At 70.4% G+C, this 12,762-nt stretch carries 12 protein-coding genes; 10 read left to right on the forward strand and 2 right to left on the reverse strand.

The window, feature by feature from the left end; all coding sequences use genetic code 11:
* Positions 1-82 precede the first annotated feature (82 nt).
* The 3 genes from pdxT to ruvC are packed head-to-tail and all read left to right on the forward strand — an operon-like array spanning position 83 to position 2,178.
* Positions 83-811 (forward strand): pyridoxal 5'-phosphate synthase glutaminase subunit PdxT, encoded by a 729-nt coding sequence (gene pdxT, locus AC4D2F_RS01390; RefSeq protein WP_490909220.1) that lies wholly within the window; start codon positions 83-85, stop codon positions 809-811.
* A 2-nt stretch (positions 812-813) separates the two neighbouring features.
* Positions 814-1,572, forward strand: a complete 759-nt coding sequence (locus AC4D2F_RS01395) for a YebC/PmpR family DNA-binding transcriptional regulator (RefSeq protein ID WP_490909221.1) — start codon at positions 814-816, stop codon at positions 1,570-1,572.
* 36 nt (positions 1,573-1,608) lie between these two features.
* Positions 1,609-2,178 (forward strand): crossover junction endodeoxyribonuclease RuvC, encoded by a 570-nt coding sequence (gene ruvC, locus AC4D2F_RS01400; protein WP_104164576.1) that lies wholly within the window; start codon positions 1,609-1,611, stop codon positions 2,176-2,178.
* A 91-nt stretch (positions 2,179-2,269) separates the two neighbouring features.
* Here ruvC and AC4D2F_RS01405 read toward each other — a convergent pair whose 3' ends face one another.
* Complete coding sequence (locus tag AC4D2F_RS01405) at positions 2,270-2,845, reverse strand: TetR/AcrR family transcriptional regulator (protein ID WP_490909222.1); 576 nt, start codon at positions 2,843-2,845, stop codon at positions 2,270-2,272.
* A 51-nt stretch (positions 2,846-2,896) separates the two neighbouring features.
* Between AC4D2F_RS01405 and AC4D2F_RS01410 the strand changes: the two genes are divergently transcribed.
* The 7 genes from AC4D2F_RS01410 to AC4D2F_RS01440 all read left to right on the forward strand — a co-directional run bounded on the left by AC4D2F_RS01410 (position 2,897) and on the right by AC4D2F_RS01440 (position 12,002).
* Positions 2,897-3,886 (forward strand): SDR family NAD(P)-dependent oxidoreductase, encoded by a 990-nt coding sequence (locus tag AC4D2F_RS01410; protein ID WP_490909223.1) that lies wholly within the window; start codon positions 2,897-2,899, stop codon positions 3,884-3,886.
* A 302-nt stretch (positions 3,887-4,188) separates the two neighbouring features.
* A complete protein-coding gene (gene ruvA / locus AC4D2F_RS01415; protein WP_490909224.1) occupies positions 4,189-4,818 on the forward strand; it encodes a Holliday junction branch migration protein RuvA in 630 nt (209 codons plus the stop codon).
* Positions 4,815-5,930: a Holliday junction branch migration DNA helicase RuvB gene (gene ruvB, locus AC4D2F_RS01420; RefSeq protein WP_104164583.1), complete on the forward strand. Its 1,116-nt coding sequence runs from the start codon at positions 4,815-4,817 to the stop codon at positions 5,928-5,930. The genes ruvA and ruvB overlap by 4 nt, the downstream gene beginning before the upstream one ends.
* A gap of 99 nt (positions 5,931-6,029) precedes the next feature.
* Positions 6,030-6,602, forward strand: a complete 573-nt coding sequence (yajC, locus tag AC4D2F_RS01425; protein WP_490909225.1) for a preprotein translocase subunit YajC — start codon at positions 6,030-6,032, stop codon at positions 6,600-6,602.
* An 85-nt stretch (positions 6,603-6,687) separates the two neighbouring features.
* Complete coding sequence (gene secD / locus AC4D2F_RS01430; protein WP_104164587.1) at positions 6,688-8,433, forward strand: protein translocase subunit SecD; 1,746 nt, start codon at positions 6,688-6,690, stop codon at positions 8,431-8,433.
* On the forward strand, positions 8,430-9,428 hold the full coding sequence (gene secF, locus AC4D2F_RS01435; RefSeq protein WP_104164589.1) for a protein translocase subunit SecF: 999 nt from the start codon (positions 8,430-8,432) through the stop codon (positions 9,426-9,428). Before secD ends, secF begins: the two co-directional genes overlap by 4 nt.
* A 156-nt stretch (positions 9,429-9,584) precedes the next feature.
* Positions 9,585-12,002 (forward strand): RelA/SpoT family protein, encoded by a 2,418-nt coding sequence (locus tag AC4D2F_RS01440; RefSeq protein WP_258069646.1) that lies wholly within the window; start codon positions 9,585-9,587, stop codon positions 12,000-12,002.
* Positions 12,003-12,081: 79 nt separating this feature from the next.
* Here AC4D2F_RS01440 and AC4D2F_RS01445 read toward each other — a convergent pair whose 3' ends face one another.
* Positions 12,082-12,735 (reverse strand): type IV toxin-antitoxin system AbiEi family antitoxin, encoded by a 654-nt coding sequence (locus AC4D2F_RS01445; protein ID WP_490909226.1) that lies wholly within the window; start codon positions 12,733-12,735, stop codon positions 12,082-12,084.
* Positions 12,736-12,762: the final 27 nt, after the last annotated feature.

The raw sequence follows: 12,762 nt of genomic DNA on the forward strand, positions 1-12,762 counted from the left end.
CCCGCCCGCCTTCCCGGGACGCGGCGGGGAGGCGCTCCTCACGCCCGGCGGGAGCGGGGGCCGGAGAACCTAGAATTGGGGGATGACCTCCCCGTCCCTTCCGGCTCCCATGCCCCCGTCCGGCGTCGTGGTCGGCGTCCTCGCCGTCCAGGGCGATGTCCGCGAGCACATCGCGACCATCGAGTCCCTGGGCGGGCGCGCGGTGCCCGTCCGGCGGGCCGCGGAACTGGCCGGTGTCGACGGCCTGATCATCCCCGGCGGGGAGTCGACCACGATGGACAAGCTCACGCGCACCTTCGGGCTCGCCGGACCGCTGCGCGAGAGGATCGCCGACGGGATGCCCGTCTACGGGTCCTGCGCCGGGATGATCATGCTCTCCGACGTCCTCGCGGATCCGTCCACCGACCGCCTCGGCAACCCCCAGCAGACGCTCGGCGGCCTCGACATGGTGGTGCGGCGCAACGCGTTCGGGCGGCAGCGGGAGTCCTTCGAGACCGATCTCGCCTTCGGGGGGCTCGCCACGACCGGGAGTGCCGGCGGCACCGATCCGGTGCGTGCGGTGTTCATCCGTGCGCCGTGGGTGGAGAAGGTGGGCGAGGGCGTCGAGGTGCTGGCGCAGGTGCCCGCGTCGGAGACGCCGCAGCCCGGGCCCGCCCCGGACGGGGGCGGTGCCGGTACGGACTTGGAACCGGTCGCTAGAATTGTCGCAGTGCGTTCAGGGAACCTGCTGGCCACGAGCTTCCATCCGGAGGTCACCGGGGAGCGGCGGGTCCACGAACTGTTTATTCGGATGATCAGAGGAGAAGCGTAGGCATGTCGGGGCACTCCAAGTGGGCAACAACGAAGCACAAGAAGGCCGCGATCGACGCCAAGCGCGCGAAGTCCTTCGCCAAGCTGATCAAGAACATCGAGGTCGCGGCGCGGGCCGGCGGCGCCGACGTCGCGGGTAACCCGGGGCTCGAACTGGCCGTCTCCAAGGCCAAGAAGACCTCCGTCCCCATCGACAACATCAACCGGGCGGTCAAGCGCGGGGCAGGGCTGCTCGGCGAGGCCGTCGACTACCAGACCATCATGTACGAGGCCCGCGGACCCCAGGGCTCGGCCCTGCTGATCGAGTGCCTCACGGACAACAAGAACCGCGCGGCCTCCGAGGTGCGCCTCGGTATCTCCCGCAACGGCGGCACGATCGCCGATCCGGGCTCCGTGGCCTACCTGTTCGCGCGCAAGGGCGTCGTCACCCTGCCGAAGAAGGACCTCACCGAGGACGAACTGCTCCTGTCCGTCCTCGACGCCGGCGCGGACGAGGTCAAGGAGTCCGCCGAGACGTTCGAGATCGTCTCCGAGCCCCAGGACCTCCGGGCGGTGGTCGCCGCGCTCGACGAGAGCAGTATCGAGTACGAGACCGACGACGTCGAGTTCGTCCCGTCCATGCAGGTGGACCTGGACGCCGACGGCGCCCGGAAGTTCCTCAAGCTCGTGGACGCCCTGGAGGAGCTCGACGACGTCCAGAACGTCTACTCGAACGCCCACCTCCCGCACGAGGTCCTGGCCGAGCTCGAGAACGACGACTGACATCGTCCCTCCCGGCCCCGGACGGCGGACAGCCCCGTGACCTTCCGCGTGATGGGCGTCGATCCCGGGCTGACCCGCTGCGGGCTCGCCGTCGTCGACATCGAACCCAACAGGCGCTCCACCCTCGTGGCCGTCGGCGTGGTCGGCACCGACGCCGGGCAGAGCCTCGACCAACGGCTCCTGGTCATCGCGGAGGCCGTCGACACCTGGCTGGACCTGCACCAGCCGCAGGCACTCGCCGTCGAGCGCGTTTTCAGCGGCACCAACATCAGCACCGTCATGGGCACCGCGCAGGCGTCCGGCGTCGTCATCGTGTCCGCGGCGCGCCGCGGCATCCCGGTGGCCCTCCACACGCCCACCGAGGTGAAGGCCGCGGTCACCGGCAACGGGCAGGCGGACAAGGTGGCCGTCACGAAGATGGTGACGAAGATCCTCCGGCTCGACACGCCGCCCCGGCCCGCGGACGCCGCCGACGCCCTGGCCCTCGCCATCACGCACGCATGGCGCAGGGGAGTGGGGACGCAGGGCGCAGCCGCCGCCGGCGGACTGGTCACGCCCGCGCAGCGCATGTGGGCCGAGGCGGAGGCCCGGGCCCGACGCCGCTGAGTGCGGCCGTGCGGTCCGACCCCGGGCCTCTGCGGCTGCCCGGCGGAGGGCTCGGCAGCTACTGATCGACGACGCCCGTGTCGTCGCCCGCTCAGCGCGAGCTGCGGACGTCCAGAACGGACCGCACCCCGGACAGTGCGTCGCCCACCCGCGCCTCCAGGCCCGGCCCCCCGTCGTCCGCGAGCCAGGCGTGCAGGCACTGCCGGAACAGCGCGAACCCGATGGCTGCCAGGATCTCGGACTGCTCCGGTGGGAACCCGCGGCCGATCAGGGCCGTCGTCACGTCCTTCTGCCACCGGGCCTGCTTGGCGAGTTCCCGTCCCGACAGCGCGATGTGCGAGTCGATGACGCGCTGGCGCCGCTTCAGCAGATCACGCCGGGACTCGACCGCCGCCGCGAGCGTCCCGAGCGCCTTCCTCATCTGCACGTCGGCGCGGACGGGGCCGGTGTCCTCGGCGATGACACCGATCAGCAGCGGCAGGAGGTCGTCGTCGTCGGCGAAGAGCACTTCCTCCTTGTCGGCGAAATAGCGGAAGAACGTCCTCGGGGTGACCCCGGCCGCGAGCGCGATGTTCTCGACGGTCGACTCCGCGTAGCCGCGGTCGACGAACTGGCTGATCGCCGCGTCCACGAGGCGACGGCGGGAGTCTTCGGGCCAACGGGGCATTCCCCGATCCTACCCTTGTGTCACTTTGTGACATCAACTATAGTCTTCGCCATGACACAAACTGTCGTCACGTCACCCACGATCCTGCTCACCGGCTTCACGAGCGGCATCGGCGCACGGATGCTCGAAGAGCTTCTCGGGCATCCCTCACGGCCGAGCCTCGTCCTCCTCGCCCGGGATGCTGCGGGCCTCGAGAACACGCTCGAGCGCGTGCGTGCAGCCGGGCTCGTCGCCACGGGTGCAGGCGCCGATCTCGGTGACCTCGGCTCCGTTCGCGCGGCGCTCGAACAGGTCCACGCGGCGCAGGGACGGGGCGCGGTGCACCCCGTCGACGTCGTGCTCCTCAACGCCGGCGCACAGTTCACGAGCAGGCGGCGTGCCGGAGCGCAGGGCCACGAGCTGACCTTCACCGTCAACGTGATCGCGCAGCACCTGCTCCTGCGAGGGCTGGAACCGCTCCTCGCCCCGCGCGCCCATGCGGTCCTCCTGGGCTCCTCCACCCATCGGGGCAAGCAGGCGAGCTTCAACCTCGTCCCGGACCCGCAGTGGCGGGATCCCGAAGACCTCGCCCGGGCGGACCCTCCGGCGGACGGCCCGACGCGGTTCGCCGACGAACGCGAGCAAGGGGGCGTCGCCTACGCCTCGAGCAAGCTCGCGCTGGTGACCCTGGCCCACGAATGGGCGGAGCGCCTCGCCGCGTCCGGGCGTCGGCTGAACACGTACGACCCCGGGCTGGTCGCCGGGACGGGGCTGGGCCGGGACATGCCGGTCTCCATGTACTGGGTCTGGAAGTACCTGATGCCGACGATGAGCGTCCTCCCGGGAGCCTCGACCCCGCGGGCCACCGCCCGTCACGCGGTCCAGCTCGCTCTCGGGGACGCGCACGGGTCGCTGAACGGCGGCTATGTGGAGGTCGGTCGGGTCACCCGAGCGGAATCGGTCACGTTCGCGACGGATCGGCGTGAGCGGCTGTGGACCTGGCTCGAGGACGCGGTCGAGGAGTACCTGCCGACCTATGCCGCTGCCGGCGGGTCCCCGTGATCCTCGTCGGGCCGGGCCGAACGTGTCCGTCCTCGCCGACCCGGCACCCGCCGTCCTGCCTGCGCCCACCGTCGTGGGGATCTTGCCGGCCCTCCTGTGATCGCCGGTGCGCGGGCAGTCGCCGCCCGGATCGAGGCGTGGGGTAGGGGCAGGCCGGGGCTGGGCGGGCCCCGCCCGGCGGCGGACCCGGTGTGGCGGCTCGATCGCGGGCCGTTTCGCCGGTACCGTAGTGCATTAGAACGTATGTTCGACGTCGGGTGGACGCCCGGCGGTCCCGCCCGCAAGTGCCCCTGGAGCCCTTCATGATCAGTTCCCTGCGCGGAACAGTGACCCACGTGGGCCTGCACTCCGCCGTCCTCGACGTCAACGGCTTCGGCATGCAGGTCCAGGCGACCCCCCAGACCCTCGCCGGGCTCCGCGTGGGGGAGCAGGCAAGCGTCGCCACGGCCATGATCGTCCGCGAGGACTCGATGACGCTGTTCGGCTTCGAAGACGCCGACCAGCGCGAGGTCTTCGAGACACTCCTGGCCGTCAGCGGCGTCGGGCCCCGCCTGGCACTCGCCGTCCTCGCCGTCCACACGCCCGAGGCCATCCGTATCGCCGCGGCCTCGGGCGACGACAAGGCGTTCAGCAAGGTGTCCGGGATCGGACCCAAGGGCGCCCGCCGGATCGTCCTCGAGCTCGCCGGCAAGCTGGTCCCGCTCGACACCAAGCCCGGGGTGCCCAAGCAGACCTGGCAGGGCCAGGTCCTCACCGCCATGATGGGCCTCGGCTGGTCGGAGAAGGACGCCGGTGCGGCGATCGACGCCGCCGTCGACGAGGCGCCCGAGGTCGCCGCGACCGGTGACGTGGGCCAGATCCTGAAACTCACGCTGCGTCGGCTCGGCCAGGACGGCGCCCGCAGCTCGGCACGGACGAAGGTGGGCACATGACGGACAAGCAGCAGGAGGAGGCGCCGCTCGTCGCGCCCGCCGCTGACCCCGAGGACCGCGCCGTCGAGGCGGCACTCCGGCCGAAGAACCTCGACGACTTCGTGGGCCAGAAGCGCGTGCGCCGGCAGCTCTCGCTCGTCCTGGAGGCGTCCCGCCTGCGCGGGCGCAGCGCGGACCACGTGCTCCTCTCCGGCCCGCCCGGCCTCGGCAAGACGACGCTCGCGATGATCATCGCGGCCGAGATGAACGCGCCGCTGCGCATCACGTCCGGGCCGGCGATCCAGCATGCCGGCGACCTCGCCGCGATCCTCTCCTCCCTCACGGAGGGCGAGGTCCTCTTCCTCGACGAGATCCACCGCATGTCCCGGCCCGCCGAGGAGATGCTCTACATGGCCATGGAGGACTTCCGCGTCGACATCATCGTCGGCAAGGGGCCCGGCGCCACCGCGATCCCGCTGGAGCTGCCGCCCTTCACCCTCGTCGGCGCCACGACGCGCGCGGGGCTCCTGCCCGGACCGCTCCGCGACCGCTTCGGTTTCACCGGGCACCTCGAGTTCTACTCCACCGATGAACTCGAGCTCGTACTCCGCCGCTCCGCCATGCTCATGGACATGAAGGTCAACTCGGCCGCGTTCGCGGAGATCGCCGGCCGGTCCCGTGGCACGCCGCGTATCTCCAACCGCCTCCTCCGGCGTGTCCGGGACTGGGCGCTGGTCCACGGCGTCGACCTCATCGACGCCCGGTCCGCCAGTGCGGCACTGGACATGTACGAGGTGGACGCCCGAGGACTCGACCGGCTGGACCGCTCGGTGCTCACGGCGCTCATCACCAAGTTCAACGGGGGACCCGTGGGCCTGTCGACGCTGGCGATCGCCGTGGGCGAGGAACCGGAGACGGTCGAGACCGTCGCCGAACCCTACCTGGTCCGCGAGGGCATGCTCGGGCGCACGCCGCGCGGCCGGATCGCGACGGCCGCCGCGTGGCGGCACCTGGGGATCGAGATGCCCGCGAACGTCGCGGCCGCGATGCCCGAGGACCTGTTCTCCGTCACGCCCGAGGACCTGATGGCCACGGAGGCGACCGTCGACAGCTGGGCCCAGCCGGACTCCTGACGCGGGGACGCCCAGCAAACGGCTCTACACTGGTGTCTCACGATGTGTGCCGTGGCACAGTCCTGCCACTCACACCCCAGCCCCAGGAACGGATCTCCAGTGCTTGCACATGTAGTCGCCCAACCCACGACCGGACAGACCGGCGGATTCGACATCTTCAGTCTGCTGCTCCCGCTGGCCCTGGCCTTCCTCATCTTCACCATGTTCCGCAGGCAGCGGAAGGCGCAGCAGCAGGTCAAGGACATGCGCACCCAGATGGAACCCGGCACCGAGGTCATGACCCAGTTCGGTCTCTTCGGGACCATCGCCTCGATCGACCAGGAGAACAACAAGGCCGTCCTCGAGCTGTCCCCGGGCACCTTCGCCACGGTCCACACGCAGGCGCTCTCCAAGGTGGTCCAGCAGGAACCGGCGGTCGCTGCCCAGGACGCGACGGTCGCGGATCCGGCCGATCGCAGCGGGTACGACGCCACCGCGGTGCCCGACGATGTGTCCTCGATCGACGGCGTCGACCGCACCCCGGCCGGCGGTTCCACCGCTGCGGGGACCCCGGGGTCCACGTCCGGCGTCGAGAGCCCCGAGGAGACGCTGGAGCGCCTGAACCGGGACCCGCAGCGGGAAAACCGCGACGCGCGCGACGCCCGCGACCCCAAAGCGAATCCTGACAACTAGCATTTCGTAGGGCCCCGGTACCCGTACCGGGGCCGTCACGATCACCCGGCGCAGCCGACGCGCCACTGCATAAGGACATCCCACCATGCCTCGTACCGGTACCGGGACGGCAGCCAAGCGGACACTAGTCTGGCTGGGCGTACTGACAGCACTGCTCGCAACCCTGCTGGGAGCGGGCGCCCACTGGAGCACCGCGAGCTGGAGCCCGCGCCTGGCCCTCGACCTCGAGGGCGGAACCCAGATGATCCTGGCCCCCCGGGTCCAGGACGGCAGCGAGATCACGCCCGAACAGCTCGACCAGGCGGTGGAGATCATCCGCCAGCGCGTCGACGGGTCCGGTGTCGCGGAAGCCGAGATCAGCACGCAGTCCGGCCAGAACGTGATCGTCTCGCTGCCGGGCACACCCGACGCACAGACACGCGACCTCATCCAGGCCTCCGCCCAGATGGAGTTCCGGCCGGTCCTCGCCGGTGGTCCCGGCCAGGCCCCGGCCGCCGAGACACCCACCCCGGAGGACCAGCTCCCGACGCCGGCCGCCGAGCCGCAGAACGCGAGCGATCCCAACTGGATCACCCCCGAGCTGTACCAGGAGTTCGAGGCCCTCAACTGCCTCGACCCGGCAGCACTGGAGCCGGCGGAAGAGCCCGCGCCCGCCGACGAGCCCATGGTGGCGTGCGAGCCCGATACCCAGGGCAAGTACATCCTCGGCCCCGTCGAAGTACCGGGAACCGACATCACGACGGCGAGCTACGGACTGGAGCGCAGCCAGGGAGGCCAGACGCTCAACAGCTGGGCCGTGAACATCGACTTCAACGACGAGGGCACCGAGACCTTCCGCGAGGTCACCGAGCGCCTCTACGCGATCGGGCAGGGCGACCCCCGCAACCAGTTCGCGATCGTCCTCGACGGCCGGATCGTGTCCGCGCCCACCACCAACGCCGTCATCCCCGACGGCAACCCCTCGATCAGCGGCAACTTCACCGAGGAATCCGCGGCGGCCCTGGCGGAGCAGCTCAAGTACGGTGCGCTGCCCATCAGCTTCGAGATCCAGAGCGAGCAGCAGATCTCGGCCACCCTGGGCGCCGACCAGCTGCGCCTCGGGCTCATCGCCGGCCTGATCGGCCTCCTGCTCGTCGCCGCCTACTCGATGTTCCAGTACCGGCTCCTCGGCCTGGTCACCATCGCCTCACTGGTCGTCGCGGGCGTCCTGACCTACCTGGCCATCTGCATCCTCGGCTGGACGGAGAACTACCGTCTCTCCCTCGCCGGCGTCGCGGGCCTCATCGTCGCCATCGGCCAGACCGCCGACTCGTTCATCGTCTACTTCGAGCGCATCCGCGACGAGCTGCGGGAGGGACGCGGACTCGTCTCCGCCGTCGAGAACGGGTGGCGGCGCGCGAAGCGCACCGTCCTCGCCTCGAAGGCGGTGAACCTGCTGGCCGCGCTCGTTCTCTTCTTCGTCGCCGTCGGCAACGTCCGTGGCTTCGCGTTCACCCTCGGCCTCACCGCGATCGCCGACCTCATTGTGGTCTTCCTCTTCACCCACCCGGTCCTCCGGCTCCTCGCGAGGACGAAGTTCTTCGGCGAGGGCCACCCGTGGTCCGGCCTGGACCCGAGCCGCCTCGGAGGCATCCCCCTGTATCGCGGTGCCGGCCGCCTCCGCCAGCCGGGAGAGGGCACCGTGAAGCCGGTCGTCGTCGCCCGGACCAAGAACAAGGGCGCATCGGCCGAGGCCGAGCGGCGCCTGACGATCGCCGAGCGTCGGCGTGCGGAACAGCAGAAGGCCCTCGCGGGCCGCACCGGTTCTTCCCAGAAAGAGACCAACGAATGAGCCGCACGAACTTCGCCACCTTCGGCAACGAGCTGTACTCGGGGAAGCGCTCCTACCCCTTCGTCGCGAAGCGGAACCTCTGGTTCCTGATCGCCGGGATCGCCCTCCTGATCTCGATCATCATCCCGGTGGTCAAGGGCGGCTTCAACCTGGGCATCGACTTCCGGGGAGGCTCGGAGTTCACGGTGTCCTCCACCCAGGACACGGATCCCGCGATCGGCGAACAGGCCGTGACGGACGTCGTCCCCGAGGCCGTGCCGCGCGTCACCAACATCGCCGGCGACACCATGCGCGTCCAGACGGAGCGCCTCTCGGACGACGAGACGCTGAGCGTCCGGGGCAACCTCGCCGACGGGTACGGTGTGGGCGAGGACCAGGTCACCTCCAGCTACGTGGGGCCCACCTGGGGTGAGGACGTCAGCCGGCAGGCCCTGATCGGGTTCGGGGTGTTCGTCCTCCTGGCCGCGATCCTCATGGCGCTCTATTTCCGCACCTGGAAGATGGCACTCGCCGCGATGGCCGCCCTGGTCGTCGTCATGGTCCTCACCGCCGGGCTCTACTCGCTGAGCGACTTCGAGGTCACACCCTCGGCGATCATCGGCTTCCTGACGATCCTGAGCTATGCCCTGTACGACACGGTGGTGGTGTTCGACAAGATCCGGGAGAACACCGCGGACATGAAGACGTCCACCGAGCGCACCTTCGCCGAACAGGTCAACCTCGCGGTGAACCAGACGCTCGTCCGGTCCATCAACACGTCCGTCGTCGCGATCCTCCCGGTCGCCTCGATCCTCTTCATCGGGGCCTTCCTGCTCGGCGCCGGTACCCTCCAGGACCTGTCGCTGGCCCTGTTCATCGGCATCATCCTCGGCACGCTCGGCACCATCTTCATCGCCGCGCCGCTCTACGCCGCGCTCCGGCTCAACGAACCGGAGCTGAAGAAGCAGGAGGAGAAGGTCCTCGCCCGGCGGTCCCTGGCGGCAGCCTCGACCTGAGCCGCCGACCGCGCCGGCACCGTCGTCGGCCGCAGGAGACCCGTCCGGGCCGCCTGCGGCCGACGACGTTCCGGGCCCGGCTAGAATTGGACCGTCGCATGACCGGTGGCATCGCGGGTCCTCCCCGGGCCCGGGATCGAGATTGAGGGATGGCACATGGCTGAAGCGGTGAACCCTACGGGAGGGTCCGACGGCGGCGCGGGCACCCCCACAGCAGGGGGACAGGGCCCGATCGCCACGGACGTCGCGCGCCCGGGAGCGCCCCGGGGCCTCGTGCAGCCCGAATCGCCGACCTCCGCGCCGTCCGCCGCGAGCGCCGACCAGGTGGCCCCCGGCAGGCGTGGACGGACCCGCGCGCGCATCGCGCGGCTCACCGGCCGCGGCTCCTCCGGCTATTCGCCCGTCCTCGAGCCGCTCCTGCGCACCGTCCGGGCCAACAATCCCAAGGAAGACCTCGACCTCATCCAGCGGGCCTACCTCGTCGCCGAGCGCAGCCACGAGGGTCAGACGCGCAAGAGCGGCGACCCGTACATCACCCACCCCGTCGCGGTCGCCACGATCCTGGCCGAGCTGGGCATGACCGGCACCACGCTGGCCGCGGCCCTGCTGCACGACACCGTCGAGGACACCTCGTACACCCTCGAGGAGCTCAAGCGCGATTTCGGGCCCGAGGTGGCCATGCTCGTGGACGGCGTGACCAAGCTCGACAAGGTGTCCTTCGGGGACGCCGCGCAGGCCGAGACGGTACGCAAGATGGTCGTCGCCATGGCGAAGGACATCCGGGTCCTCGTCATCAAGCTCGCCGACCGGCTGCACAACGCCCGCACGTGGCGCTTCGTCTCGCCCGCCTCCTCCGCCAAGAAGGCCCGGGAGACCCTCGAGATCTTCGCGCCGCTCGCGCACCGGCTGGGCATGAACACCATCAAGTGGGAGCTCGAGGACCTCTCCTTCGCGGCCCTGCACCCGAAGGTGTACGAGGAGATCGTCCGCATGGTGGGGGACAGGACCCCCGAGCGGGAGAAGCACCTCAGCCTCGTCCGGAACCAGATCGAGGAGGACCTGCGCACCGTCAAGATCAAGGCGACGATCACGGGGCGGCCCAAGCACTACTACTCCATCTACCAGAAGATGATCGTCCGCGGTAAGGACTTCGACGACATCCACGACCTGATGGGCGTGCGCGTCCTGGTGGACAGCGTGCGCGACTGCTATGCGACCCTCGGCTCGCTGCATTCCCGCTGGAACCCGCTGCCCGGGCGGTTCAAGGACTACATCGCCATGCCGAAGTTCAACATGTACCAGTCGCTGCACACCACCGTGATCGGTCCGGGCGGCAAGCCCGTCGAGATCCAGATCCGGACCCACGACATGCACCGCCGTGCCGAGTACGGCGTCGCCGCGCACTGGAAGTACAAGAGCGGCGGCCGGCAGCTCGAGGCGCAGGACGGCGGGGACATGGGGTGGCTGCGCAGCCTCGTCGACTGGCAGCAGGAGACCTCGGACCCGAACGAGTTCCTCGATTCCCTGCGGTTCGAGATCAACGCCCGGGAGGTCTTCGTCTTCACCCCGAAGGGCGAGGTCATGGCGCTGCCGGCCGGATCGACGCCGGTGGACTTCGCCTACGCGGTGCACACCGAGGTGGGCCACCGGACCATCGGGGCGAGGGTGAACGGGAAGCTCGTCCCGCTCAACAGCGAGCTCAACCACGGCGACTCGGTGGAGATCTTCACCTCGAAGGCCGAGGGGGCGGGGCCGAGCCAGGACTGGCAGGGTTTCGTCAAGAGTCCGCGCGCCCGGAACAAGATCCGGCAGTGGTTCACCAAGGAGCGGCGCGAGGAGGCCGTGGACAAGGGCAAGGACCTGCTGACGCGCGCCATGCGCAAGCAGAACCTGCCCCTGCAGCGCATGATGACGCACACCGCCCTGATGACCGTGGCCGAGGAGCTCCACCACCAGGACATCTCGGCGCTGTACGCGGCTGTCGGCGACGGGCACACCTCCGCCCAGAACGTCATCGAGCACCTCGTGGCGCTCATGGGCGGGCACGAGGGGGCCGAGGAGACCATCGCCGAGACCGTGGTCCCGGCGCAGCCCCGCCGGCCGAAGTTCTCCGACTCGGGCGTGACCGTCCGCGGCGTCGGCGACGTCTGGGTGAAGCTCGCCCGCTGCTGCACCCCCGTCCCGCCGGATCCCATCATCGGGTTCGTCACCCGCGGCTCGGGCGTCTCGGTGCACCGGACCGACTGCCGCAACGTGCAGGAGCTGCGCGATCAACCCGACCGGATCGTGCCCGTGGACTGGGCTCCCACGCAGTCGAGCGTGTTCCTGGTCGAGATCCAGGTCGAGGCCCTCGACCGCAAGAGCCTGCTCTCCGACGTCACGAGCGTGCTCGCCGAGAACCACGTGAACATCCTCGCGGCCAACGTGAACACGTCCTCGGACCGCGTAGCGATGTCCCGCTTCGCGTTCGAGATGGGCGACCCCAAGTACCTCAACCACATCCTCAGCGCCGTCCGGCGCATCGACGGTGTGTTCGACGTCTACCGGACCACAGGCTCCCAGCGCAGGCCCTGACGGCGGCAGGACGCGCGGTCACCGTTCGCGTCCGGTGCGGGCGAACGGCCGGGCCCGCACGGGTTCGCTCCGTGCCCGCTCATCCTGTGGCGTCCGCCGGTCGCCGGGCTGCCCGCACCCTCGACAGGGCGCGCGTCTTCCCGGGCACCCTGTAGGCGCTCAGGAGCGCGGCCTCCACGAGGCGGAGCGGGCAGTCCAGGGTCCGGTCCCGGCCGATCGCCCGCAGGATGTCCACCGCGTCGCGGTCCTCGCCGTGCACCGCGATGTCCAGGGCGGTGCGTAGCGGAGTGGTCACAGGCACCCCGCCCACCGTGTTCACGTCGAACGGTCCGAGCGCCACCTGATGCATCACGGCGGAGCTGAAGGGCGGCAACGCCGTGGTGCGACGCCGGTGATCCGTCACGAGGCTGATCACGGCCGGAGGAGGGGCGCACCCGTAGATCCAAGCCGCGCAGGAGCGTCCCAGCGCCACACGGGCCCGCACCGGCTGCGGAATGCTCCGCGCGGCGGCCTGCGACCTGACGGTGGGATCCTCCCGGAAGTCGCTGCGAAGGTAGGACCCGCCGATCACGGGGCGCACCAGGCCCTCCAGGCGCATGGCCTGCAACTCCGCCGCGGTGAAGATCTCTCCCGCGTGGAAGAGCGCGCCCCCCGTCGAGGTGACCGGAGGGTGCGCCGCTCCCGGGTAGCGTTCGGGAGGTACCGCGGCGGAGGGGCCGTGCAGGGGAGCCATCACCTCAGCATGGGGACTGCCCCGCCC

The sequence above is a fragment of the Arthrobacter sp. TJ-263 genome, from assembly GCF_058269155.1.

Excerpts from the sequence above, each read along its gene's own strand:
- pdxT (WP_490909220.1), top strand. The coding sequence starts at position 83 with ATGACCTCCCCGTCCCTTCCGGCTCCCATGCCCCCGTCCGGCGTCGTG.
- AC4D2F_RS01395 (WP_490909221.1), top strand. The coding sequence starts at position 814 with ATGTCGGGGCACTCCAAGTGGGCAACAACGAAGCACAAGAAGGCCGCG.
- AC4D2F_RS01405 (WP_490909222.1), bottom strand. The coding sequence starts at position 2,845 with ATGCCCCGTTGGCCCGAAGACTCCCGCCGTCGCCTCGTGGACGCGGCG.
- AC4D2F_RS01410 (WP_490909223.1), top strand. The coding sequence starts at position 2,897 with ATGACACAAACTGTCGTCACGTCACCCACGATCCTGCTCACCGGCTTC.
- ruvA (WP_490909224.1), top strand. The coding sequence starts at position 4,189 with ATGATCAGTTCCCTGCGCGGAACAGTGACCCACGTGGGCCTGCACTCC.
- ruvB (WP_104164583.1), top strand. The coding sequence starts at position 4,815 with ATGACGGACAAGCAGCAGGAGGAGGCGCCGCTCGTCGCGCCCGCCGCT.
- secD (WP_104164587.1), top strand. The coding sequence starts at position 6,688 with ATGCCTCGTACCGGTACCGGGACGGCAGCCAAGCGGACACTAGTCTGG.
- secF (WP_104164589.1), top strand. The coding sequence starts at position 8,430 with ATGAGCCGCACGAACTTCGCCACCTTCGGCAACGAGCTGTACTCGGGG.
- AC4D2F_RS01440 (WP_258069646.1), top strand. The coding sequence starts at position 9,585 with ATGGCTGAAGCGGTGAACCCTACGGGAGGGTCCGACGGCGGCGCGGGC.
- AC4D2F_RS01445 (WP_490909226.1), bottom strand. The coding sequence starts at position 12,735 with ATGGCTCCCCTGCACGGCCCCTCCGCCGCGGTACCTCCCGAACGCTAC.